Raw genomic sequence first — 24,729 nt, forward strand, 5'->3', positions numbered from 1 at the left:
CCGGAGGCCACTAGCCCCTCAACAGAGACCAACCCACCGCTGGTCACCACAAGAGCGTCTCGATTCAACTTACTGCCCATGGTCGCCGTAACGTCCACAGGCTAGTAAACCCGATCCGCCAAATGCGGTTTCCAAACCACCGAAAACCGGTGGTAATTGCATTTTATCCGATAATTTCGGCTATGCCTAGTCCCTCAGTCCCGTGCTGAAGTCCTCGGAGTAGATGGCCTCACGCCCCGCCACGCGCGCTTCGGCGAGCATCGCCCCGTCCTAGTAGGACGATCTGGACCGGTGGCTGATGGTGACGGCGGCCTGAAATCCCTCCACGGTCATGGCCTGAATCGGCAACGTGAGGTTCGGATCCAGGAACCGCAGGGTCTGGCCGTGGCTCAGACAATCTGGCCGACTGGGCCGCGTGGCCTGGTAATAGGACTCCTGAAGCACCTGCACCGACACGGCAAGGTCAGGCTCCGAGAGCAGTTCTCGCGCACGATTGCGCCTTTCGGGCTCTGCCGCCGCTCCGCTTGCCGCGTAAATGAGCACGTTGGTGTCGCCGAAGCGCAAGGCTGCTACCCCCGCGACTTCACCAGCAGCTTGGCAGCCGGCGATTGATCGACTTGCTGGGTCGCTGGCTCACCAGCACTGTCCCGATCGCGCCGGTGGTGACGGGCACTGGCGACAGAAGTTCCTTCGTACTGCTTGACCGCTACGGCCGCACGAAGGGCGTGGCGTGATCGAACTCGTTCACCCCGCGGCGATCGACCGCTACCCGGCGCTGCTCGTAGACGGGCGTGCCGGGGCCACCGCGCGCAGGGCGATCAATCCCGAGGCCAACGTGCCCGTGATACTGACGGACGCGCAGATCGACTCATGGTGGACCGCTACGTCGAGCGCCTCACCTAGAGCTAGACGCTGCGCAAGCGGCGCTTCGCCAAGGTGGCTGTAGAACCCGTGCGCCCGCGCGCGATGGACGCCCCTGTCTACGACCGCGCCATTCGGCGAGGCCTGCTCGCGCCCCTCATGCGCAACATCCGGTCGGGACTCAGCACCGCCGTTGCCGCCGCAGAGGCCATCGAGCGCCTGGACGAGGTGCCGCTGCTGACGACTCGGCGAAGAGGGTCTCGTGGCACGCGAAGTCGCGAAGCAAGCCCGGCGCCTGAACGGCTACCTGCGCCGGCGGCTGATCCAGACTTTCCGCGCCGCGCTGGGCGTCGACATTGCGGCCCTGCTGGACAACGAGGCGATCCGCCCGCCCATGGACGCTTGGCGGCGAGAGACCATCGACCTGATTCGCACGGTGCCGACGCGCTTACGCGGCGACCTACCCGCGGCGATCAACCACGCGTTTGCCGAGAAGCCGTTCGATCAGTAGGAGCTGACGCGCGTGGCGCGGGAGAAAGGGGAGAGTAGCGGCTAGAACTTACGCCAGATTGCGCCCGATCAGACCAACAAAGTGATCGGCAATTTGACGGCGGCGCGGCATGGGCAGCTTGGCATCGCGGAGTACGTGTGGGGGGCCGCGCAAGGCGAACGCGTGTGCGATGAGCACGCGGCGTTGGAAGGCACGACGCACCCCTGGGACGCTGAGGGTATTACGCCGGGCAGTGAAATTTCGTGCCGCTGTTCGGCAGAGCCGGTGCTTCCCGAAGACGGCATTGCCGCATGACCGTCAAGTCGCCGCCGCGCCGCCCATCACCGACATCAAGCCGCGCTGCTGGAGGTCTCGGAAGCTGTTAGCGATGCAAGTGACGCGGCCATGGCGGATCGACTGCTCGCGCTGTAAGGCCGGGAACGCGAGCCCCCGTAGCCTGCTGACGACCGCCCAAGACTATTATTGTTGCTTGACCCGTCGCCACAGCTGGGCGACACTCGGAAGGTGCGCTATCTGCCGACTTAGAATGACGTCAAGGTCAGCGACAACGGCGGATGCAAGGCCGTCAAAGGCACCTTGGGACCACTGGCGAAGGACTACTACATGAGAGTTAGTGATTGAGAAATACGAAAAGCAATAGAGTGTGACGGTCCAGGATTCTGGGCCGAGCGCGTGCTAAAGAAAACAGAAAAAGAGTACAGAGAGCTTTACCAACCTAATACGGAAGAGGATAAAACAAAAACCAACGACCCTAGCATGATATCAATTGCCCATTTTCTGTTCATATTCGGAAACGAAGACATTTCAAGAACTGTGGCGCACCTATACATGATTGGCGACTCGGAAGAAGAAAGGATAGGTAGAATAGCGCACTTCTTCTACCACCTGATAAGGAGGCACGACCGCCAAATATTCAAATGACCGATCGCTAGATTAGCTGCTTCATAATACAGATCTAGAATTCATATGAGAGCGGACAAATAAGGCCAAGACTTTCCGAAGGGCAAACATGATCGTTTTTGTCGTACGCGTATCGCTTAAATTGAGATTCAGCGTCAAGGTCACCAGGTTCAACATCAAGACCATGAAACTTATCTTTGTTGCCGTCATTTCACACTTGTCACACTTTATCTAACCTGAGCTTCGCCCGTCTCGGCCGGTGGCTACCCCGCCGCGCCGAGGCGGGTGAAGCCCCAGGCGAGTAGCCCGAGCGCCAAGTAGGTTGCCAGCAGCTCGGCCCGAATCTCGCGATCTGGCGCTGAGCCTGGCAAGACCTTCTTGACCGGCGCCTACGCCCTACGATGGCTTGAGATCGCCGAGGCGCTTGAATGTCACCCACCACATCACGTCGGCGGGGATGGCGTGGACCTCCACGATCACCGCCCCCGGCGTGAAGGTCACCAACTCGGGGTGCTGCCAATCGCCCACGTGAATGGCTGCCCACGCGGTGCCCGTCCATCCCATCCCGCCGCAGCATCCGACCGCGTGGACGGTCACGCCTGGAAGTGGCCCGTGGGTCGGGGGCGTGTAGTCGTTGAAGCGCACGTCCACGATCCACAGGCCCGACGTCAATTCGATGGGGTCCGCGGACGAGGCGCCCCATCCGTAAGCCCAGACGCTGACCTCTGGAGAGACGGGGACGTCAAACACGTGGCGGGCGTCAGTGCGCGCACGGTCCAGCATTGTCACGTATGCCGCCGTCATGCCCGTGCCTGAGGCATCGAGTGGCGCCTGCTGCCGGCGCAACTGGAGCATTTCAACTGCCGCGGTCACGCTGAGTGCGCCAGCGATCACCACCGCAGCCAGCATCAAAAGGCCGCGCGAAACGTAGCGGCGGGTGTTCATCGGCTCCCTTGTCGACGCCGTCTGCCGATGCCCTAAAGGCTATCAAGTCCCTATTCGACGCCCCTGGAATCCCGAGCTACGGTGCGAGGAGGTGAGCAATTGCGCCCACCCAAGAGGAAGGAGACAGCAATGTCTCACGTACTCACACGCACCCGGGCCGTGGTTGGCGGCGGAATCCTGGCGGTGCTCCTCTTGGCCTGTTTCAGCGTGTGGAGCCAGCACACGAGCGCGACCGTCGACGAGTAGACGCGGCTGATGGGCCGAGAGCGATTGCGACCCTGCTTGCAGTCCTTGTGCCTGTCGTGGTGGCCACCGTGGCTGCTGGCCGCCGGTGGCACCTGCACCTGAATTGACGACGGGCCGGCCCGCACTGGCACGACGCTGACCGCCGGGCCGGTGGTCGGTCAGACCCTCCGGCCCCGGCCCGGCCGCAATCAAAGGAGCACCCAATGAACCGTGCAGTGAAGGGCGCGGCGCTGGCGACCGTGGGCCTCGTGTTTGCGGTGATGGCCGTCGCGATGGTCTGGCACACCGTGCGCATGGAGTTGATCTTCTGGGGCGCGTCCCCATCGTCAATGACGGTCGCCGGCGATGAAGAGGCGTTGCACGGCAAAATCGTGCATGAGGTCCTGCTGGTCGACGGCGTCGGACGCGAGGATCAACGGTTCACGCTGACGCCGGGCGTTTGGCGCGCCACCGTCGAGGCGATGGACGCAACGGTCGATGAGGCGCGACTCAGCTCGACCGGTGACCGCAACAGCACGTCCATGTGGAACCTGGACTACCCGCTGGTGTTCACGGTGGGAGAGTTCTCGCGAGCCAAATTCACCCACGGGCCGGAGTTGGCGATCCGGGTCAACACGCTTGAGGATGACGTGGAATGGTCCGTGACGCTGGAACGGTTCGCGGAGCCGGTCTGGCCGTGATACTCGACGAGTAACGCCAAGCGGTCCGACTATGCCCGGCTAGAGGAGAACGCTTTCGGACCCGTCGAGTTGGTGCTGACCTTCGTGCTGCCGGCGGCGCTGATCCTGGCTGGAGCGGCCGTGGTGGTCATCGCCGTCTTCAGCCGAACCGTCGGCCGCCCCCCTGCGCGAGGAGGCTGACTCGAGCGATCGGTGGACGCGGCTCGGTGTCCTAGGAGAGTGAGTTCCCGCAGGCTGTCGATGGCGCCACCGCGGCGGCACCGTCATGCTGTCATGGCTCGTGGCCCCACTGACGCTTGGTGCACCCCGCATCGCTAGTGCCCTCGTGATGATGGTGCGGGACCACCATCGCAGCCTCTACGATTTGCTCGGCGGCACCGTCGTGATGACCGGCGTGTACTAGCGTTTCACGTATTGCTTCGGTGGCCTCCAATCAGAGTTGTCGAATAGACGCACCAGGATCCAGTCGCCGGCGGCCCCGCCGCCCGTGATCGCCGGTCCAATCAGCACCGGTCAGGAACGGAAGTCAACCGAAGGCATTCCACAGCCACTCGACGGCGCGGGTCACCTTGTCGAAGCCCCAGATACCGAATTGCGTTCGACCATACTGCCGATGGGCGTGCAGCTGCTGCTCAGGGCCATAGACCGGGCCGTAGATCACCGGTGGCCGCTCCTTGAGTTTCAGGGCTCGCTTTAGGTGCCGCCAGCACCGGGATGCTCCGGTCACAGGCACTCGCCGTCGTCGGCGGCGCCGGTGGGAAACGGCGTGAACGCCACCGCCCAGGTGAAGCCCGGCGGCACGTTGGCGGTGACCGCCACCTCGCCCGGATCCACGCGCGGCCCGCTCACGCGCTGGCCAGCACTGGACCCCACATATAGCACGGTGCACGATCGACTACTCCATGACCCGCCACCGAACCCCTCGACGGATTCGTAGCTGCCGTCCCACACCCAGTTGGATGGCTGCTCACCGGATGTCCACAAGAGGTCCACCCGCCAGAGGCCCGGCGACAGGTCCGCGATCGCCGACTCGTCACCAACGACCTCGACCCTGATCGACGCATCGCTCTCGGAAACAAGCCGCTCGATGTCGATTCCCCAGCGCACATCAGGGCCGGGCGGATTCACGGTGATGCGTGTGGGACCCGAATACAACGCGTCGTCGCCGTGATCGCCCACCGCAAACGAGACTGACTTGGTACGCCCCCAGGTGAAGCGGCTGCGTCCATCCACGGACTCCATGGTGACGTCGAGGGCGAAGGTGTCACCGCAGATCGTGGCGGTGTAGACGCCGGGCGCAAGGTCGCGGACCTCAGTGCCAGGGCCGACGCCCTTTAGGTCGATGGATTCGCAGAGACTCGGCAGCGTCGGGTCCGTGACGTCCGGCGGCACGATATTCGTGACCTTGCCGGTGACGATCCCGTCGCCGCTTCCTGGGATCGCACGAACCGGAACTCGCTCGACGGGGACTTCCCTCACAATCTCCGAGGAGACGATCTGCTCTCCCATGCTGGCCCGCGCGGCCATTTCCATGAACGTACGCGTCTCGCGGCGGGCCAACTCATCGCTGACGGTCTGCCACACGAGGCACCCGGCAATGACGAGGCCAAGGGTCAGCCACACGAGCCGTTCAGAGCGGGCCACGTGATTCACCTTCCGCTCTCAAGCGTACGTGCAGGCGCCGGGCCGATGGTCGGACATCCCCAACGCCGCTTGCGTGACGGTGCGCTGGTCCTAATGGCCTCAGGGGCCGTCAACCATTCCCCTCGTCGGCGGGCTGCGGTTCGACCCAGAACTCCATGCACGCGCCCGCCTGGACGTGCCGGTCGGGCTGAAACCTGATCACGAGCTGCCGACCGGCCAGTAGCGGAAACGACGTGCCCACGTCCACCAGCCACTCGTGGACGTGTGGCCGCAGGTCCTCAGCCAAGGCCCAGGCCCATTTCAGCGCGGCGGCCGTTTCCACGTCGGGAATGGAGCCGCGCGGAATTGCCGTTGGGTCTGCCATCGCCACAGCTGGCCGCCCAGCGGTGGCCGGCGCTGGCGCCCCTCCGTTAGGCGTCACAGCCGACCACCGTCTCGGTGGTGGTCAGCCGTGGATCCGCACCGGAGGAGGGCAGCAGGTGGTCGCCCGGCACCTCCGTTTCTGGGCCCGCTGCGCCAGCCCCGGCGATGAACGGAGAGAGCCCGAAGGCCAAAGTGGTGGTCGCGGCAGCCGTCCTGGCTGCCGTGCGAAGGAGACACCGTTTCATGGCGGACCTCCTTATCATCAGGTAGTCACCATTGGCTACCTACCAGCACAGTAGCTCGCCATGCGCGCGTGTCAATCTTCTCCTTCGAAGTGACTGCACCGGACGGAAACGACGCAACTGGCAGCCGCTGATGCGACTGCCAGCAACCCGCACGGGTGCGGGTGAGTCGATGCTACTGCTGCGTCCCATGAGTACGAAATGAGCCGAGTCGGTGCTGAGGCATCAGTGGCCTGTTCCAACCAACTCGTGACCTGCGATGGGTCTTGGGTCCGCGCCAATCACAGAAATCACAAGGCTTGAATCCGTCGGCCGCGCTGCCCGCGCTGTGACTATGGCTGCGGCCACGGTGCAGGTGGCGCAGCGAATACGATCGGTCTTCCAAGATACGGATCGTCACCCCCCATCAGCGACTGGGGAGGCGGATGCTGCTGGACGTGAATGTCTGGAGCGCCTGGCCAGCGTCGTGACCCACAGGCCGGACCCTCCCGCCACCTCGCGCGACGCCGAACGCGTCGACGACCGGCCGGTGATTGCTCCACGGCAACCGCCTGTTTGCCTATCTCGACTGCTCGGGCCCGTCGACTGTGAATGCCATGTAATCGGACGGCAGATACCTTGCAATCAGACGAGTGTAGACCTTGCAATTGGACGGTAGCCGGCTGACGATCAGGCGGAGCCTGACCTTCCGTTCTGCCGGCGTTACGTCGACCGTCGGCTGGCCGAGGCCCTGGAGGACTCGCCCGCGGTGCTCATTCATGGGCCGCGCCAGTGCGGGAAGCCCGCTCTCGCCCAGGTCGTGTGCGCTCCGAGGCAATTGCCCTGGCGGAACGCCGGGGCACCGTGGGCTGGAAGCCCCGAAGCACGCGGGGCCGAGTACGCCTATATCAGCTTCGACGACGATGTGGTGCGCGGCGGGGCCGAGGCTGATCCCATGGGCTTCGTCGCGTCCCTGCCCGAGCGCGTCGTCCTCGACGAAGTCCAGCGTGTCCCAGGGTTGTTCGCCGCCCTGAAACCGGCCATCGATCGCCGGCGTGTCCCGGGGCGCTTTGTCCTCACCGGATCGAGCAACGCGCTGCGGGTTCCCACGCTCGCGGACTCGCTGGCGGGACGCCTGCAAATCGTCCGGCTCCATCCGCTCGCGCAATCCGAGCTCGCTGCCGGACCAGTCGGTGCCACCGTCCCAGATCCGATGCCGCGCTTTCTCGACACGCTGTTTCACGGCCGGTTCCCGACCCGGCAGACCGACCCGCTGGGCGGGCAGCTGGGCGAGCGGATCGTGGCCGGGGGATTCCCGGCGGCCCTGGCACGCCCCACAGGTCGGCGGCGGACGGCCTGGTATCGCGATTACGTACAGGCGCACCTGGAGAAGGATGTGCGGGACATGGCCCGCGTCACGATGCTCGACGCCCTGCCCCGGCTCCTGATGCTGGCGGCGGCGCAGACGGCCACCCTGCTCAACGTGTCCAATCTCGCATCATCGTTCAGCCTCAGCCGCCCCTCCATTAGCGCCTATCTGGGTCTCCTCGAACGGGTCTTCATGCTCGAGCTGCTCCGCCCGTGGCATAGCAATCGCCTGCGCCGCCTCGTCAAGACACCCAAGCTGCATATCGGCGATACCGGCCTCGGATGCGCACTACTCGGGCTCGATGCCCGCGGCCTGGCGAAGCATCGCGGGCTCCTGGGCCAGCTTCTCGAAACGTTCGTCTTCCAAGAGTTGCGGCGCCAGGCCAGCTGGCACGACGCGCACCTCGAGCTTTTTCACTACCGGGATAAGGATCAGGTCGAGGTCGATATCGTCATTGAGCAAGGGGCTTTGGCGCTGGCGGGCGTTGAGGTCAAGGCGTCGGGCACCGTGACTGGAGCGGACTTCCAAGGCTTGCGCCGTCTCAGGCGAGCGGTTGGTGACCGATTCGCTGCGGGTGTGGTGCTCTACGACGGTGAGGTCTGCACCAGCTTTGGCGATGGGCTTTTCGCGGTACCGATCCGCGCCCTCTGGGAAACCGCCGCCTGACCCCGGCACCGAATCCATCGGTGCGGCCGCGGCGCTCGGCTGGCAGGAGGATCTGGGCTGACGGTCTGACCACGAACCCGCCACTGCACCCGACACCCCAGCTTCAAGCGTCTCGACCATGCACAGGGCGTGACGGAACGTGGCCTCCTCGACGCCCTGGCAGTTTAGTCGTGACCCACCCCGCAACGCCCTGGACAACGCCTGCCGCTAGCGAACCGGGCTAAGCGGCGGTGGCCGTGGATATTCGCACTCGTGACTTCCACCGATCGCAGCGCATGCACCGGCGCCTGCCGAGAGTCCGCCACCGGCGCCTGCTCCTCGGCCAGCCCGCCCAACTCACCGGCCACGCTCCGCGCCAAGTCCGCCGTCACCGTCCACGCACACCGTGTCCGATCTCGAATCAACGAAGACGACGGCCTCATCCCCAGCACAGCCTCCCGAGAATCCGGCCATACCCATCCAAGACGAACAACGTTGCCAGCCGCGGATCATGCGTCCTCACGACGAGCTGTGAAGGAAATCGTCCGGACGCCGCACTCCCAAGTACGGTTCCTGCTCACCACTCATGGGATCTGATTTGGATGTGGCCAGGTCAGAAGAACGGCCTAAGGCGCGGCTCGGATGCGAAGGCGATCCAGCAATGCCAAGAACTGGTAAGACTTCACGTACGGTGCTGCAGTTTTTCCGGTGGGAGACTCGACGCTGACGCTCGCCCCAAGTCGGCGAGCCTGCCTGAAGGGGCAAGCACACGGCGTGTCAAGGTTGTCAATCAGGCCCCGAGGCCACAGGCGTGACGCTAGCTGATGGTCCGTCTACGGCACCAAGGCTTCCAGTTCAGATCCAGGCGACGACGACCACCGGCCATATCACGCGCGCGCAGACCGTCAATCCGGGATCTTTGGGCGCGTATCCCGACTGGCGACCAGAACTTCGTTTCCCTCCAACCAATCCCCCTAAAGGAAATCAGGGGACGTCGGATCGCCTCGCAAAACCTCCCGGCGACAACGTCATCGACCATTTCGTGGAGCCGCTCGATCTCGCCTTCTGCGGGCTCGTCGCACGCGTCGCAGCCACAACTCGGAAAAAGCTCGCCGTACCACCGCCCGAATCGGACGTGAAGACCCGGAAAGGTTGAGAACACCACCACAATTGGGGCGGAGTCGTGGTTCCTCGGGTTGAGTCGCACATGCGGACGTGCAGGGTCCAGTCCCTGCTCCAGTTCCGCCTCCAGGCCATACCCCTCGATACGCTCGACGTCGAAGTCGTTCTCCAGGCGGTCGACAGTCTCCAGCATGGCCGAATGCAACGGTCGAAAGCGCTCGGCGTTGGTCACGCGGCTGTACGCTGGATCTGGAGGTGGTCCCGCACTTCCACATTTCGCATATCCAAACCAGCCAGGCATCTCCCTACGTTCCTTGTTCCACGCCAGCCTCACGCCGCAAGATAGTCCAATTGTGACGTGTGGACGCCGCGGAGGTCGACCTGCCGAGGCGACCGCGCCCAGCTTCGTATCCGCTGAGGAGCGCGCGGCACACCGCCGGCGCCAGGTACCTGCCGTGATGGCAATGACACCCTCTTCCGCACCGCCTTTGATAGCGGCGCGGACATCGCCCAACTCGTCAGCCAGGGCGAACAGCCGTAGCCGGTGTCGGCACAACACGTCATCATGGGGCATGAGCGGGTGCCTCGCACTCATCTCATCACTAGATCCCGACGAGACGCCGCGTGCACCGCTCCCTGGTGTCAGCCCAATCCGCTGCAAAGTGTCGCGTCTCTTTGGGACGTGAACACTTTAGGCACTAGCCGACTATGTATCTCGTGTCATGCAGCGTTGCCCCAAACGAAGGTCGCAGTTGCCCGGCCTGCACGATATGAGCGACGATCCGTCGGTAACTGCGCAATTTCGTCTCGGATAGGTTCGATTCTTGGGCCACGACTTGCCTGCGACTATTCGGCTATGTCACGATTCCGCGATTCAACGCAGACTGTTCGACGGGAGTCGAGAAACACATGAAGCTCAAAGAGGTGGTACCGGCGAGTGACTGGAAGCAGCGACCGCAGCGGTCACGGCGCATTAGCCCTGAGATTCGCGAGATTGTCAGCCGTCTAGACAAGACGTCGCGTGGCGAATGGGTCGTTATTGGCCTCACCGAGCAGGAGAAGAAGCGCCAGCCCACGATTCGCGGCCAGATCACGTCGGCGGCCGCACAGTCGGGACTCAAAGTAAAGTTTGAGATGCGAGCGGGCGATTTGGGCGTACAGAAGGCGTAGGCTTACGTCGGCGGCGTTCGGCCTTCCGAGTGAACCACGGCGCCGGGACCGGTAGCGCTAGCCGCACACCCTGCCTCGCTGCTGCAGGCTGGGCCCGCTGGCACCGGCAGCCGTCCGGGCTCGGGACCAGCGTCAAGGGCCGGGACGGCCACGCTGCCGAACGGTCTCTTGGGACCCAGGGGCGGACGGCCTGCCCCGGCCGGGTGCTTCCCCAAAGACAATCCGCGGGCCTTGCAACATACAAGAGGCGGTTCGCGAGCCGCCCCCACCGCTTGGTCGGCTCGGCGGGGCAGTACTTGCTCGCGGCGGTACCTCCTGGCGCTAGTCCACGCGAGCCGAGCTGTCGGAAGCGAGTCGGTGTCGCAGATTCTCCAAAATGCGCTTTCGGCGCTCCTCGTAGAAGCGCAGAAATCCATTGACATCAGCCGGCACTTCACCGAGATCGTGCAGCTGGCAGTGATTTCGCCTCTCAGAGTCAGACGGGAGTTCCGCGCGCAGCCAGTCAGCCGGCGGCATGGCGCCCTTGCGCGAGTTCGTTGATCCCTCCAGGAGCTGGAGGTTGGCTAGACGGTTCATCCGCTCGCGAAATGCGGGGATCTTCTCCTCGTTGACTCCGGCCTTCTTCAGACACGCCGGTGTCATCAGCGCACGCGGAAAGACATGGTCGATGTGGAAGCGGTTTGTGGCCACGTCGACGAAATCGTACAGAAGGAACAGGAGGCTATAGGCATTACCACCGTACGTGGCGTCGGCAAAGTCTTGGATTTCCTCGTCGACAAAGGTGAGGCTCATGCCAGGCGGCATCGCTTGCTCGATCGCGCGAGCCGGGAAGCCATCGTGACAGGACCTCTCCCGAATGGCCCTGCGGATTGCCACCAGCAAGTTATCGACACCGCCGCCCCAGATCCCGCGCTTTAGCAGGGAGCGAATCAGCCAGTTACGTATCGCCGCGCGATCCTCCACGCCCAGCGCTTGCTGACGGTGGTAGAGGAAGTACGCGATCGGCAACAGGGCATTTGCCGATGTCAGGCTCAGCCTGGAATACCCGAAAGATGAAACCAGTTCCACCGTTTCTGAGATTGTGCTTCTGATGCGATCCCATTGATCCTGAAGGGCGCCGATCTTCGATTTACCGAAGTTCTCGACCTTGAATCGGACGCTGCTGCTGTCCCCAAGCATCAGGCAGGCCTTGAGCACAAAGTCGTGGTCGAAAGAGAAGCCACTGCCAACGTTGTTGATCTCGTCAACCAGAGCATGGATTTCTTGCCGCGCGTCGACCTTGTCCCATTGGGCTACTGCCATGCTGAGAAGCATGTCCGAATATGAAAGGGGCGTGCCGCCGCTGTTGGTCCGTACAAAGATGTTGAGAACCCGTTCTGGGTCCTGGTCCGGCTCTTCGTAGGCCGAGACGGTGCCATTGCTGTGAACGACGTGGTGTAGCCGGTTGAGTATCTTCTGGGGCTCGCGCGTATCCGCGAGCCCCAGGTCATGAACGACGTCAATCAGGTCTGCTGGATCCTCAACGTCAAGGATGTCTCCCACTCGGTACCAGTGTTCGTGGTCGTCACGGCAGTTCCGATCGTAGGCCTCCTTCTCCGGGAGCAGGCTGAATTTATACGCGAGCTCGTCGTCGTTCTCCGTCTGGGACGCGAGGAGATTCAAGTAGAGCCGTCGTTCCGGAAAGGCGTCCGGGTTGTTCCACCACAGGCGTGGAAGTTTCCATCTCCCACTGCCGTGGAGTGCGACATTTAGCGCGGTCAAGCGTTGTTGTCCATCGAGCACCGCCGTCAGGCCGGGTACGGTGGACGGCGCCCCGTGGACGGGATTGTGGGGCTTCCGTTGATCGTAGTTCGTGATGAACTGGTAGAAGCTGTAACTCTTGGCAGTCTCGGGATCGACTCGCCAGAACAGGAAGGATCCAATCGGATAGCCGCGCATAAGGCTGTCAAAGAGCCTTTCGATCTGACGCGGCTGCCACACAAACTCCCGTTGAATGGCCGGAAGCAGGTACTGGTTGTTGTGAATGTGGCCGATCGCCTGCTTGATGGTGATTGGCGTCTGGAATGCCACGGATCTGCTCTCCTAGCGCTGTGCGCTTTCCAGTGCGACCGCGTCGGCGGGTGCTTGGCGGCAATACACTATCATTCGCCAACATCGAGTCTTTCGTGTATCGCCATCCGAATACGTATGAGTGCGGCCAGCATCTGGTTTTGCTTGGAGGATAGTCTTGCATTCTTCTTATCGTCACAAGTCAATTCTTCCAATATGTGACTCATCGCTAAAATGTGACTCTGAATCCTCCGCACATCGATCTCGGCATTCGAAAGGCGTGTAGATACATCATCGTTAAACGCTTTCTGTGTTCGCGGGAAGGTCCACGGGTGGCGTGCATAGTTGAGCGCCCCTTTCAGCAGTCGCCATAGCCGTCGGCAGCCGCCGCGTACCTGTGCTGGGATTCTTGGCAAATTGATCCATCTGATGATTGCCCCAACAGAGACAACCAACGTGCCTATCGCAGCGGCAATGTAAACGGCTTCAGGTGTCATCGTGCGTTACCCGCGTGCATGGGACTGGCGCATGGTCGTCGCTGCTTACGCCGACCAATCGGGTCCGCCGGTCAAGAGCCTACGAGCGACGAATTCGCGAATGCGCCAGCGACTCGATCCGACCCACCCCAGAAAGGCAAGACCGACCACGGCAATTGGGCCGAAGATCCCGCACATGAACAGGGTCGAGAGCCGCAGTTCTTTCCAGGACTGCGGTACTTCAATGTCCTCAAACAGTTCAGGCGGAACACGATCGTCACCGGGTGCTGCGTCCAAAGCTATGCGTCGGGGCTCTTGAAGAGCCATGCGTGGGAGCTCTTCCGGGTAAGCATCCGGGTATGTCTCCTTGTGAATCTGCTCGTGCGTGCGTCGTCGTGCGCGAGGGGACGCTAGGCTCCTGATCACGTAGAACGATCCGTAGACGCCGATGGATACCCACGCGATCAGGGCAAGAAGCCCGTGCTGGAAGATCTGCACCCACTCTAGTGGACCATTCATCAGTTCAACCCCCCGCCATGTATCCCAGCCGCCGATTCCGGCGCCGCAGCCCAGAGAGCGTGTAGATTTTGCCCTTGAGTCGGTTGCACGGGCCGCAGAGCAGCACGCGGTTGGTGATGTGGTTCAGGCCGCCGTCGGAGCGCGGCGTGTTGTGATCCAGCTCGAGGTAGCGCGGGTAGTCGAAGGTACGGTCGCAGCCCGGGCAGCGTGAGCCGTGCTGCGCCAGCTGGTAGTCGTAAGTCTCGACGCGTGACATGCGCAGTCCCTCCGGCTCGGCGTAGCGCACCGTGACCTGGAGGAACGGCACGGCTTCCTGGCCGTCGTCGGTGCGCACGGGCGGCTCGGTGACGTAGTGGATCTGCGGGTCGGCGTCGGTGAGCAGCTGGCGGTTGTCGGCCATGCGCTGGCGGACGATATCCACGGCGCCCGCCCAGATGTCCATGGCGACCCAATGGCGGCCCAGGCGTTCGGCGGCGATGGGCATGGTGGCGTAGCCGGCGAACCGGTCGAGGACGATGTCGCCGGGGTTGCTGCTGGCGTTGATGATGCGCTGGTAGAGGGGGCGAGACTGTTGGGTGGGCCAGCCAGTGCGCTCTTTGGCTGATGACGAAAGCACGGTCATCGCCCACCCATCCGACACCGCTTTGCCCTCGGCGATAATCTCTGAGATTCGCTTGAGCCTGCTCTTGCTATATCCCCGGCCACCAGGCATCCATATCCACTCTGTTCCGTCGTCGTCAAGGTGGACCTCTTGCTTTCGTGTCTTGATGATCTCCTCACGAGTACACGGGATCTTCGGCATCGTGATTCTGGCTGCCGGCGATTTAGCATAGAACAAGATTACGTCATGCTTTCGGTGTTGATTCGATCAAGGTACATCAGGCGGAATGTATAGTCCCAAATGATCTCGTTTCTGAAGTTCCCCCGCCCAAACATCACATCCAGCAGCGCCTTGAGGTAGTGGCTTGTCGTCGGGTCGCAGTGGAGGTGCAGGCTCCCGTCGTCCCGCAGCACGCGCCGCATTTTGATCGGCCGCACGCCCATGAAGCACAGGAACGCCGCCATGTCCTCGCCCCAGGCCGCCCGGGCCGCGTCGATGACCTGCCACACCTCCGGCCAGTCGTCTTGAATCTGATCGATCCACTCGCCCTCCACGTCGTCGGCCCACTACCAGCGGTCCTGGAACTTCCCGCCGCTCGCCAATCTGTCGGGCGTGGCGTGGAAGTCGCGGCCCGTGTTGAACGGCGGGTCAGTGGCGATCAGGTGGACGCTGCCGGAGTTCATGCCGCGCAGGAAGTCGAGGTTATCTTCGTGAAAAAGCGTCCGGTTGGCGAAGTTCGGCTCAGCCATCCGCGCTCGGCTCGCGCCATTCGATCAATGCCAGCATGCCCGGCGACGGTCGGTAGGACAGGGGATGCCCGGATTCCGGGAGATGCTTCGAAACTCGCGCCTGCACCTGCTTGCGTGTGGGCGGGCGTCCCTCCCCGTTTCCCTTCTGCCTGACATAGAGGCGGCACCGCGCGATCTCTTCGGTCACGAACGTCACATGACGCGGTTCACCGGCGCGCACCAGCACGTCGCGGATGGCCTCACGATGCGTCATGCGTTCTCTCCCTTCTCCTTGGCTCCGCGGACTGTTTCCGTAGGCGTCCTAATCACGTGGCGCGAGCGGGCTGGTATCGCGAGGGTCGGCGGGCTGCTTTGGGCGCATATCTGGATAGGGACGCATACCTGGCCCGCGCGGCCTGCCTTCCCTTTCAGGAGGTAGAGACGGCGTCCCTCCAAAATAAGGGGCATTTGGGGCGTCATCGTAGGGGGCGAGGAGTTCTGAATTGCCCATCAAACCGATGGCCACCCTACCACTCGCCCTTTAGTGTTTTCCGGTCACGCCAGCACTTCGGGCAGTACGGGCCGTATGGTTCTTCTTGAACCAGCAGGGTGCGGCAATCGGAGCATAGACCGTCATTCGGCACGGCTATCCCCAGTTCCCCCGGCTTATCCCCGAGCCAGCTGGCTGATGTTCGTCTCGAGGATCCACGGGCGACACCCGCGCACGACCGCGCGGGCGGGCGCCTGTAGCTCCGGCTCCTGCGCCAGGTCAATCGACGACCACGTCGGATGGTCGCGGAACTCCCGCTCGAGCTGGTCGCGAAACGTGTCGAGCGAGTCCAGGCAATACCTCGGGCCGCCGACGATGTCCGGCTGGGCGCTGGCGTTGTTGAGCGGCACCGCGATCCTCATGAGGGCCGCGCCCGCCAGCAGGAACTGCACCGCCTTGGTCATGATCCGGTCGCGGCGGATCACTCGGGCGGCGGCGGCTCGGCACGGCGAAGCGAGAGCGCCTGAGCCAGGACTTCCTGGTCTGCCCGCACCACTTGCTGAAGTGCAACGAGAGACTCGGCAATCTTGCGAATGCTGAGCTCCTGCAACTCATCGTCGGAAGTCGCGCCAGCCAACCGCTCAAGGGATTCCTGTGCCTCGTCGTGCAATTGCGGACGGCAGTATTCGCAGTCATAGGGTCCGACGTCTTGACCGCAGTCTTCAGCGGCCCGATGTGCGCCAGCATAGGTGGCATACGTGCCGCCGCTCAGGGGATGCCAGCGAGTGTTCATGGTTCGGTGGCCACCAGGCCCGGCGAATGAACAGGAAAGCCGATGAATCCTGGTATACCGGCCAGCGCCGTGGTTTTCCCCCACCACGAAGCCGCCAGGCCCCCGCGCTAGCATCCGCCAGCCTCCCCAGGACATCGCAGCAGGCGCCGGGACCACCCAAGGCCACGCGTGCGCTCCCACGGCTCGCCGGCGCGCACCAGCACGGCGTTGGTCATGCCGCGGTCGCGGGGAGCATGTCAGGTCGATCCGCTAGCTGGTTGCCGTTCCCAAATCGCTCGGCTACAGGATCGTCGTAGGGCGTTGATGCCATTGGATGTCCCGCCGACACAGCAATGCAGACGCACAGGAGGGTAGCAGGCACCGCGGGAAACTCTCGGAGAGTCTCCGAGAGGGCGCTTGCGGGGGCCCAATCCGCGAACTACGGTGCTGGCAGGTGGAGCACCGCCGGTCGCCCGGCAGCAGCGTGCTTCGCGCCACATCCATCCCAATCGGCCAGAACGGACAATCCGGTCGCCAGTGCGCCAGGGCACGGCGACTATGGCGCAGCCGATAGCGCGCGGGCAGATTCTCATGGTCACTTGAATGTTGAGCGCTCATTGGCAGCGCCCCCACAATACGTGTGCTGCCGTGTCGGCGCCGTGCATCTCGACCAGTCGTACGGCCCCACAACTGCAGGACCTGCCGACCCGAAAGGATTGTCTGACGTGCTTGACTTGGAGTTCTTTCAGTTGGTCCTGCTCCTGTTTGCCATCTGACTGATCAGCATGCTCTCCATGCTTGGCCTCTGGGCTCTCTGGCAGGGCGTGCAGGGACGCTTGTAGCGCGCCCATAAGCGGACGGGCCGGCCCGGACGCGACGTATCGGGTGTACGTGAATTGGGCTATGCGACCGTTCATTTGCCCGATTACCACGTCAACACGCGCGGGCGCGAGCTGCGCACGAGCGGTCGGCCCATAGCCTCGCAGTGCCTTGGACCGTTCCCGGCCCTCAAGCGCGCCTGGGTGGTGGCGAACATCGAGGGCCTCGTTCGCCGGCGCTGCCAGTCCTGCTGGCCCAGCGTCAGGCACTGATTGGTCTTAGCTTGGCCGCTGGCCTACATCTGGCGAGTGGAGACAGCTGCGGCGGAGGGAGGGCATAAGAGAGGCGCGTCGTGACAGGTGCGGGGTGTCGAGTTCGCGCCTGGCCCGGCAGGAGGCAATAAAATGCCCCGCCACCCAGGAGGCAAAGTGATCCACTACCACTACACGGATGCGTTTGACCGGTTTGAGTATCTTGACTCTCTCGTGCAATACGACCTAGACCAGTTCTGCACGCTCGGATGCTTTGACTGGAGGGGGCGGGGACGGTTCCCCGCAGCAGTCGGGAGAGATTGAAGCCGTACGGGAGCGTTGGCCCCCGCTTTCGGAGGGGCTCGTTGGTGGCAGCCTCGACCGGTTACTCGAGTCGAAGCAGGCAGTTGATGCACTGGCGGCACGACGCCGTCGCCGATGAAGTTCGATTCCGCCGAACTAGCTTGGCGCAATCTGGAGTTCTGACGTCGGCCGACTGCCACTGATCGGTGGGCATTCGAATCGGCGGCAGATCGAGGACTACGCGAACGGGTTGTCACTCCCGGCCTGGATCGTTCGGGGCGTCACCGAAGTCGTCCAGCGCAAGCGTGCCTACATCCGTCTACCCGAGACCACCGAAGTTGTGCTCGTCCCAAGTTGTAGCGACCGGTCAGCGCTCGTACTGCTTCCTCAACTGCTCATTGAGCCCGTAGAAGCCTGCACGCACCATCTTGTCGATCACATCGAGAATGCGCTTTCGAAGCGCAGGCTCGCTCGTCTCCTCATGCAGTCGAACCATCAGCGGCGACAAGTTGTGGGCGACACCTGCCTCCTTGAAGTGGATCGAGCTCGCCTTGGAGCCATACGCAAGAACTGCACGCTCCGCCAAGTCGCACAGTTCGATAGGGAGTGGTTGTTGCGTGTTTCGTAGGCGGTGCACTAGCGACGTTAAGTCGGACCCAGAGTCCATTGATTGCGCAAACGCAGCGATGAGGGGGCCCCGCGATGCGATCTGATCGGGCCCCAGTGCGCTCCAGCACTCGCCGGCTGCCCGCCGAACGGCTTCACTCTCATCCACAAAGGACTCTCGCAGGCGTTTCTCGCACTCGACCCCAACGGTCTTATCGGACAGGTTGTGGGCGTAGACACTAGCAGCGCCAACCCGCGCTACCTCGCCCATCCCAAGCAAACTGTCGCCATCTTCACGGGCCTCGTCCAGCCAGAGCGCGGCGAGAGCAATGTGTCTTGCCCCAGCCCGCGCCGCAGCAGGCTGGGAGGACTTCAACATCCGCCGAAGGACTGTTCTGACTGCCGGATAGTCACGGAAGATTGCGTAGTTGAGAAACCGTTCGACGAACTGGTACCCAAGGATTGCATCGGCTCCCTCAGCAAGTCTTTCGAAGCAACCAAAGGCATCGCCGCGGTGCGCGTCTAGGATGGCAAGCAGCGACTCAACTGCCACCGATCGCACGGCGAGCACTGGATCTTCCACGAGGTGCTGGATGGTGGGCTTGAGACGAGTCCAGCGGCCTTTGTCCGCGAAGAGCAACCGAGCCAGAGCCGTTGCCGCGGCGCCACGCGCCGAATTGATGGCCTGGGTGACCGGATCTCCGAAGCCGCCGGCTTCCTGCCATTTGTCAGACTCTGGATCAGGATCGTCTTGAGCAACGCGGACTAACATCTCGACGATGTCGTCCGAAAGATCCTCCTCTGCCAGCGCTCCTATAGCATTCGCGATTTCTCTTCCAGGGACTTGGACACCAACGTGTGCAATGCGGCGCAAGACCGAGCACGCTTGGTCACGCGTTCCGGACCGGCCAACTTCGTTCTCGTGAGCTGTGAGTCCTCGGAGGATGGCCTCGAAGTAGATTGGCGTGTGCGTTGCATCCATCCGATTTGCCAGCGCAGCAAAGCGCGCTGGCTCCTTGCGCACCAACGTCGTGAGACCGCGCGACAGTTCAACTGCGCCGCCCACGAACCGTCCTCCACGAAAGGTTGCCCTGGGTTTGGCGTACGCGGCCATCGCCGAGAGCCAGTGATCGTCCGACATACTCAACTGGGCCTCAGCGGGGATGGGGGGACCCGCCGCCTGGAATCCGTGCTCCGCAGCCGGTGGACGTGCGGCACCACGCTCTGAAGCCTTAGGAAATCGGCGATCAAGTTCCTGGATCCGCCGATGTGTCGTCCCCGCGATCCGTTCTTGGGCAAGGGCGCGCAGTAGCGCGAGTTCGGTGCGGCCTACGAATCGTTCGTCGCGTTCCCAGCTTGGCGTAAAGTGCAATATGGCGCTCTCAAGCTGTTTGAACGACATCTGAGAGCAGACTGCCGATGCTGCAGCTACGGCAGTTCGGCTGACGGCTGCGATAGCGTCTGTTTCTCCCATCGAGACGTCATATCCGATATCAAGCCGCTGGGCCGGGCAACGCAGAAGGAAGCGCACAATGCGCTCCGCGTAGTAGTCCGGGTTTGCGCTCCAGGTCTGAAGTAGCAGCGCAGAAATCCACTTTCCGTCGCTCCTGCGCTCTTTGCCCACGATGCAATCGAGTTCCGTGGGGTTGTTCTTGGCAATCAGTCTCATCGCCTTTGCGAGCGCCTCTCGGAGTTGATCATCTGGCTTCCCGTGCATGCCGGGTGCCACGATCCATCTCTTTGGGACCCTCAGGTCGAAGCTCGCAAATCTTGGGAACAGCTCCCGAACAAACGCGCAGGGTGCACCTGTCGCGCACTCCTCGATTACGTGCGCGCTGAACTGACTCGAGGTGACCAGTCCTGTCTCTTCGCCGAATGGATCGTTGCGGCCGAGTTCGATAGCACGGATGCACTGCCGGTCGAACCATGCCGCCAACACCCTTGCGGTAAACTTTGGTCTCTCGATACTCGGCGCATACCAGATCGACCACCAGTCGTCATTGATCGCAATCATCGGTCTTGCTTCATCAAGCGTTCCGACAGAAATTAGGGCGATAACCAAATCCTGCATCTCGGAGCTCGTATAGCCGTATCCGCCCGCAACCAGCGACCGCAATCGGTCGCGCCATTTGCTAGACCCTCCGCGGAACGACTCAACCATCGCAGCTACCACCGACGATCTCGCATTAAGTACGTCGGTCATTCGAATCAGCCAAATGGCGCGGTCGATGTGTTCGTCATCACGGCTTAGCCACGACTCCCACCGACCCATTTCTTGAAGTACATCGAACCAGGGCACGGAATTTGCGATGACGTTCCACGCGTGCCAGTCTAGTTCATCTGTGAGATTTTCAATTACCTGCCACTCATCACTGGTTGGATTTGGCAGTGCGCCAAGCCAATCTAGAACGACCTTCTTGATGTGGAATCGGACACTTTTGCTTTCGAGAAGGCTGCTTAGCGTACGCAGGTAGCGAAATCGATCGGGTTCACGATCTCGGAGGAATGCGAGTACTTGCCTGACCTGTGACCGGCGAAACAGGTGCTGTTCGTCAGACGAAAGCCATTGAACTAAGTCGCTATTCTTCCGGAGGAACGTTCTCGCAAACGCGTAGTCAAAGAACGACTCATGGAAGAACCGAATAGTGCGACAGTGAACGTACACAACCGCCTCTGATGCCAGCGCCCCGGACGCTGCCGGGAATTCGTCCAAGATCAATTGCGGTGCAACAAGTGATTCCCTTTGGCTGAGTGCGTCGCAAAGCGAACCAATTGCGCTCGGAAATACCCCCGGCTGCTCGGCTCTATCGTCCACCGCTCTTGCCTTGTAGTCCCAAAACGCATCGAACAGGTCGCCTGCCGTACTAAAGTTGAGTGGCTCGGAACGTGCCGCCTCGATGAACAAGTAAAGGTGCAGAGCTACCGATAGAAGCTCCATTTGGTTTCGGCTCAATGTTGTTTGCGTTATACCAGAAGCTCTGATCGCAGATAGGATTGTGCTGTCGTCCAGTTTCCCGACGCCAATACGCTTAGCGCCATCCTGATCCTCGACCAACTCTCGAAGTCGCGAATCCTGGTCAAGGTCAAAGCTCCGACAGGCAAAGAGAATTCGCATCTTAGGATAGTTACGCACTTCTCTCAGTAGCGCATTAAACGGACCCCAAAACGCCTGCCGTCGTCCTGACACAAGGCTGAGCGCGTCTATCTGGTCCAAGCACAGGACAGACGTTTCGTCGCCGGCAAACTCACCAAGCGAGATAGCTGGCGAGTCAGGCAAACCGCGGCGCGTTCCAATCTCCTGGGCCGTAAAGTCGTTGGGAGTGAGCCAGTCCAGGCGGATCGCTAGGGTTGGGATGTTCTTGGAAGCAAGTTGCTTTAGCACCTGAGCCAAAACACAACTCTTGCCGCTGCCGGCCGAACCTTCAAGCATTACGTGCTTGCTGTCGCCCAACAACGCCTCTAGTACAGTGGTGCTTTCGTGCCGGACGATTTCTGCCCGATTGATCAGCAGTGCTTCGACTTCATCGATACACGCTTGCGTAAGTGTCTGGATCTGCTTGCCGACGGCCTCATTACCCACCAGCTGTGATTTCTGGACCCCGTGCCCAGCAAGATATTCCAAGAGCTCTTCCGCAGTGAGCGGAATGGCCACCCTTTGGGTCATGAAATCCGCGATCAAGAGCCGGACTGCTGTCGCGTCAATTGGATCTCCATTCCGCATCCGAAACAAAAAGCGAACACGCCGTTCGACATCTTCCTCAAGTTCTGGCTCACCCTTGGTTCGCACGGTCAGCAGTTGTAGACCGGCGAAAGCGGCCTGCTCGGTGCGGTAGATCGGGACGATGTACTTGCGAAACTGTCCCGACAGCCGGCCACTTCCTTCTATGTGCTGTTGGAACCTCTCAAGCGTGTCGCTCGACTTCGCCCTCCCGATTAGCTCTCGCAGATCTTCTGCGCTTGTGCCAGAACTAAAGAACCCGCAATCGCCTTCTCGTGTCTTCGCGATCAAGTCGCCCAGGACGCTCCGGCCAGTAGTGCCCTTCTCTGTCAAGCGGCTCAGTCTCCACTCGCCCTCGTGGTGTGAGCGCTTAACGGAATGATGCTCGTGAATACCAGCATTCGTTATTCGCCGGAAGTCAATCCCCGCACGCTCGTCGCCTAGGGCCTCAAATTCAACGCTTGCATAATCACCCTCGATAAGGTCTAGCGCGCCATCGACGGCCCACAGACCTTCGTATCGGTTTCCAAGCTTGTCGGCTTCGCCACCAAGTCTCGGCACAATCCCTCAGACCATCATCGTGGTATGACGCTCCTAGCCGTCTGCAATTGCGTCAACTGGGAAATTCAAGCGTACCGTAGTTCAGTACCGGCTCCGCCAGTTGCTGGCTATTGCAGGGAAACTGATGAGAATCACTGGGGGCAGAGGCGCCGCCATTGGGCCGGACTGGACCAAACCATTCGTACATTACGTCGCGCGATGCCGAGGCTGGCGAACGACTGCCACTCCTAGAGGTGAGGTATCGAGGCCGGATGCCAAGCCACACGGCCGGAGGTCGCTAGCCCCTCAACGCTAGACACCCAGCTCAGAGAGACCGGCGTCACGACTGTCACGGTCGGTCCTCGGAGCAGCTGGCCCGAGGCGTGACAGGCCTCCGGCCAAATGGCGTCAGGGCATGAGGTCCTGATCGTTAGAGTCACAAGCCTAGCTGCCGGCAATGCCTTGGTGATGCTGCCGTGGTGGTCCTAGCGCCAATACGCCGCGAACAACGGCTCAGTACGCGCTGACGACTGACGATCGACTAAGTGTCCGCTGACGTCCTGAGGCCAGAATCGATATCGCCCGGTGGCCGGACACTGGCAGCATCAGTCGGCAGCAGCGACTCCTCCCGGTCGGGGACGAACATTGGTGTCCACACGGCCCCGCTCGGATTCGCCAGAAACGCCGCTTCCCACGTCACCGCCACGACGAACCCGGCTACCAGCGCATCGTGCTCGGCCCGGTCGAATCTCCGCACTGCGTCCTCCACCTCCGCCAGCATTCGCAGCACCCGGGGCCGATGGGCGGTCACGATCCGCACCTCGGGAAACGTCGCGTACTCCCGCCGCCAGCTGCCCGAGAGACAGAAGCGCGCATAGCGCCGCAGCTTCAGCCCGTAGCGCCGCAACTCCGCCGTGCCCCGATCCACCTCCAGATAGATCCAGCGGCGCCGGCCATCCACGTCAATCTCGGCGATGGCGTCGGGGTGCACCGTCCGCCAGCTCCGCCCCACCTGATATCGCACCCGCGCGTGCGGGTCGGCCCTCCACTCGCGCAGGGTGGCCCCGGGATCGGCCTGACAGGCCTGCCGGATCGCCAGCATGCAGCGGTTGACGGCCAGTTGGTGATTCACGTAGCGGGGCTCCAGGGCCTCGGGCCCGGCGACCGTCGGGATGTCGGCCAGCGGGATCCCGGCTAACGCCACGAGCACGTCGGCACCCGCGGCGGAGAGACCGTAGACGTAGCCGCTGCGGCCGCCCCCAGCGCCCCCATGGAGGGGCTCGGCCCGCACCACCCACCCTTTGCGATGCAACCGCTGCAGGCAGATCTCGCAGGTGCGCCGCGTGGCGGTCTCAAAGGCCAGGGCCTGGACCTGAGCGGCCGTCAGCAGGCGATGGGTGAAGAGCAGGCGCAGCACCTGGAGCTGCCGGGATCCCACACGGACGCGCATCACGAGATCCGATACTGCCGAGGGCGTTGGGAATGGCGCAGACGCCGGATCTGCCGGGGCTTGGACCCCGCGGGAAGCGACAACGTGAGGCTTGGGGACGCCAGGGGTCGTGGGTATGGCGCAGTCGCTGGAACTGCCAGAGCTCGGACCCCACGGGAATCGGGAACTTGAGGCTTGGGGATGCCAGGGGTCGTGGGTATGGCGCAGTCGCTGGAACTGCCAGAGCTCGGACCCTGCGGGAACAGCAAGCTCGCGGCTTGGGGATGCCAGGGGTTGTGGGTATGGCGCAGTCGCCGGAACTGCGAGAGCTCGGACCTCACGGGAATTGACAGCTTGAGGATTGGGGATCCCAGGGGTCGTGGGTATGGGGCAGTCGCTGGAGCTGCTGGGGCTTGGACCCTATGGGACTCGGGAGCTTGAGGATTGGGGATCCCAGGGGTCGTGGGCATGGGGCAGTCGCTGGAGCTGCGGGTGCTCGGACCCTGCGGGAATTGACAGCTTGAGGACTGGGGATCCCAGGGGTCGTGGGCATGGAGCAGTCGCTGGAACTGCGAGGGCTTGGATCGGCCGGGAACCCGTACCCCCAAGACGAGGATCGAAGAGGACGAGGAGTGGGGGTACGGGTTAACAGTTCCACGAAGCGAAAGGTCACCAATGCTTGACGAATGCGAAACATTGGGCCTCGTCCATCAGGTTTGGCGGGAGGCCGGTGCACGGCCCAGACGTTCGC

At 62.5% G+C, this 24,729-nt stretch carries 22 protein-coding genes; 5 read left to right on the forward strand and 17 right to left on the reverse strand.

What is annotated here, in order from left to right; translation table 11 throughout:
* Positions 1 to 270: 270 nt before the first annotated feature.
* On the reverse strand, positions 271 to 564 hold the full coding sequence (locus OXG79_09185) for a hypothetical protein (GenBank protein MCY3783944.1): 294 nt from the start codon (positions 562 to 564) through the stop codon (positions 271 to 273).
* A gap of 559 nt (positions 565 to 1,123) precedes the next feature.
* Here OXG79_09185 and OXG79_09190 point away from each other — a divergent pair.
* Entirely contained in the window at positions 1,124 to 1,372 is a 249-nt protein-coding gene (locus OXG79_09190) for a hypothetical protein (GenBank protein MCY3783945.1), read from the forward strand.
* A gap of 1,296 nt (positions 1,373 to 2,668) precedes the next feature.
* Here the strand turns inward: OXG79_09190 and OXG79_09195 are convergent.
* Complete coding sequence (locus OXG79_09195; protein ID MCY3783946.1) at positions 2,669 to 3,217, reverse strand: hypothetical protein; 549 nt, start codon at positions 3,215 to 3,217, stop codon at positions 2,669 to 2,671.
* Between the two features lie 449 nt (positions 3,218 to 3,666).
* Between OXG79_09195 and OXG79_09200 the strand changes: the two genes are divergently transcribed.
* Together OXG79_09200 and OXG79_09205 are read left to right on the forward strand one after the other, a co-directional pair.
* Positions 3,667 to 4,143, forward strand: coding sequence for a hypothetical protein (locus OXG79_09200; GenBank protein ID MCY3783947.1), 477 nt, complete (start codon positions 3,667 to 3,669; stop codon positions 4,141 to 4,143).
* Between the two features lie 265 nt (positions 4,144 to 4,408).
* Positions 4,409 to 4,546 carry a hypothetical protein gene (locus tag OXG79_09205; protein MCY3783948.1) on the forward strand — a complete coding sequence of 46 codons (138 nt, stop codon included), beginning with the start codon at positions 4,409 to 4,411 and terminating at the stop codon, positions 4,544 to 4,546.
* A 123-nt stretch (positions 4,547 to 4,669) separates the two neighbouring features.
* On the opposite strand, the gene OXG79_09210 is transcribed toward OXG79_09205, so the two are convergent.
* From OXG79_09210 to OXG79_09220, 3 genes are all read right to left on the reverse strand, one after another.
* The gene (locus tag OXG79_09210; GenBank protein ID MCY3783949.1) at positions 4,670 to 4,804 is read right to left on the reverse strand and encodes a hypothetical protein; all 135 of its coding nucleotides are present in this window, start codon (positions 4,802 to 4,804) and stop codon (positions 4,670 to 4,672) included.
* A 62-nt stretch (positions 4,805 to 4,866) separates the two neighbouring features.
* Positions 4,867 to 5,787 (reverse strand): hypothetical protein, encoded by a 921-nt coding sequence (locus OXG79_09215; protein MCY3783950.1) that lies wholly within the window; start codon positions 5,785 to 5,787, stop codon positions 4,867 to 4,869.
* Positions 5,788 to 5,896: 109 nt separating this feature from the next.
* Positions 5,897 to 6,157, reverse strand: coding sequence for a hypothetical protein (locus tag OXG79_09220; protein ID MCY3783951.1), 261 nt, complete (start codon positions 6,155 to 6,157; stop codon positions 5,897 to 5,899).
* Positions 6,158 to 7,110: 953 nt separating this feature from the next.
* On the opposite strand from OXG79_09220, the gene OXG79_09225 reads away from it, so the two are divergent.
* Entirely contained in the window at positions 7,111 to 8,406 is a 1,296-nt protein-coding gene (locus tag OXG79_09225) for an ATP-binding protein (protein ID MCY3783952.1), read from the forward strand.
* Positions 8,407 to 9,202: 796 nt separating this feature from the next.
* Here OXG79_09225 and OXG79_09230 read toward each other — a convergent pair.
* On the reverse strand, positions 9,203 to 9,808 hold the full coding sequence (locus OXG79_09230; protein MCY3783953.1) for a DUF6226 family protein: 606 nt from the start codon (positions 9,806 to 9,808) through the stop codon (positions 9,203 to 9,205).
* 608 nt (positions 9,809 to 10,416) lie between these two features.
* Here OXG79_09230 and OXG79_09235 point away from each other — a divergent pair.
* Positions 10,417 to 10,677 (forward strand): hypothetical protein, encoded by a 261-nt coding sequence (locus OXG79_09235; protein ID MCY3783954.1) that lies wholly within the window; start codon positions 10,417 to 10,419, stop codon positions 10,675 to 10,677.
* 321 nt (positions 10,678 to 10,998) lie between these two features.
* Here OXG79_09235 and OXG79_09240 read toward each other — a convergent pair whose 3' ends face one another.
* The 11 genes from OXG79_09240 to OXG79_09290 all read right to left on the reverse strand — a co-directional run bounded on the left by OXG79_09240 (position 10,999) and on the right by OXG79_09290 (position 23,999).
* On the reverse strand, positions 10,999 to 12,747 hold the full coding sequence (locus tag OXG79_09240; protein ID MCY3783955.1) for a DUF262 domain-containing protein: 1,749 nt from the start codon (positions 12,745 to 12,747) through the stop codon (positions 10,999 to 11,001).
* A gap of 71 nt (positions 12,748 to 12,818) precedes the next feature.
* The gene (locus tag OXG79_09245; protein ID MCY3783956.1) at positions 12,819 to 13,223 is read right to left on the reverse strand and encodes a hypothetical protein; all 405 of its coding nucleotides are present in this window, start codon (positions 13,221 to 13,223) and stop codon (positions 12,819 to 12,821) included.
* Positions 13,224 to 13,268: 45 nt separating this feature from the next.
* Complete coding sequence (locus tag OXG79_09250; GenBank protein MCY3783957.1) at positions 13,269 to 13,721, reverse strand: hypothetical protein; 453 nt, start codon at positions 13,719 to 13,721, stop codon at positions 13,269 to 13,271.
* A 4-nt stretch (positions 13,722 to 13,725) separates the two neighbouring features.
* Positions 13,726 to 14,523 (reverse strand): DNA methyltransferase, encoded by a 798-nt coding sequence (locus tag OXG79_09255; GenBank protein ID MCY3783958.1) that lies wholly within the window; start codon positions 14,521 to 14,523, stop codon positions 13,726 to 13,728.
* A 38-nt stretch (positions 14,524 to 14,561) separates the two neighbouring features.
* Positions 14,562 to 14,876: a DNA methyltransferase gene (locus OXG79_09260; protein ID MCY3783959.1), complete on the reverse strand. Its 315-nt coding sequence runs from the start codon at positions 14,874 to 14,876 to the stop codon at positions 14,562 to 14,564.
* Positions 14,877 to 14,888: 12 nt separating this feature from the next.
* Positions 14,889 to 15,071 (reverse strand): hypothetical protein, encoded by a 183-nt coding sequence (locus tag OXG79_09265; GenBank protein ID MCY3783960.1) that lies wholly within the window; start codon positions 15,069 to 15,071, stop codon positions 14,889 to 14,891.
* On the reverse strand, positions 15,064 to 15,324 hold the full coding sequence (locus tag OXG79_09270; GenBank protein MCY3783961.1) for a hypothetical protein: 261 nt from the start codon (positions 15,322 to 15,324) through the stop codon (positions 15,064 to 15,066). Before OXG79_09270 ends, OXG79_09265 begins: the two co-directional genes overlap by 8 nt.
* Positions 15,325 to 15,716: 392 nt before the next feature.
* Complete coding sequence (locus OXG79_09275) at positions 15,717 to 16,025, reverse strand: hypothetical protein (GenBank protein MCY3783962.1); 309 nt, start codon at positions 16,023 to 16,025, stop codon at positions 15,717 to 15,719.
* The gene (locus OXG79_09280) at positions 16,022 to 16,333 is read right to left on the reverse strand and encodes a hypothetical protein (GenBank protein MCY3783963.1); all 312 of its coding nucleotides are present in this window, start codon (positions 16,331 to 16,333) and stop codon (positions 16,022 to 16,024) included. Before OXG79_09280 ends, OXG79_09275 begins: the two co-directional genes overlap by 4 nt.
* A 1,719-nt stretch (positions 16,334 to 18,052) precedes the next feature.
* A complete protein-coding gene (locus OXG79_09285; protein MCY3783964.1) occupies positions 18,053 to 22,342 on the reverse strand; it encodes a hypothetical protein in 4,290 nt (1,429 codons plus the stop codon).
* Positions 22,343 to 23,090: 748 nt separating this feature from the next.
* On the reverse strand, positions 23,091 to 23,999 hold the full coding sequence (locus OXG79_09290; protein ID MCY3783965.1) for a replication-relaxation family protein: 909 nt from the start codon (positions 23,997 to 23,999) through the stop codon (positions 23,091 to 23,093).
* Between the last annotated feature and the right edge of the window lie 730 nt (positions 24,000 to 24,729).

The organism is Chloroflexota bacterium, assembly GCA_026706485.1.
GTDB lineage: Bacteria > Chloroflexota > UBA11872 > UBA11872 > UBA11872 > JAJECS01.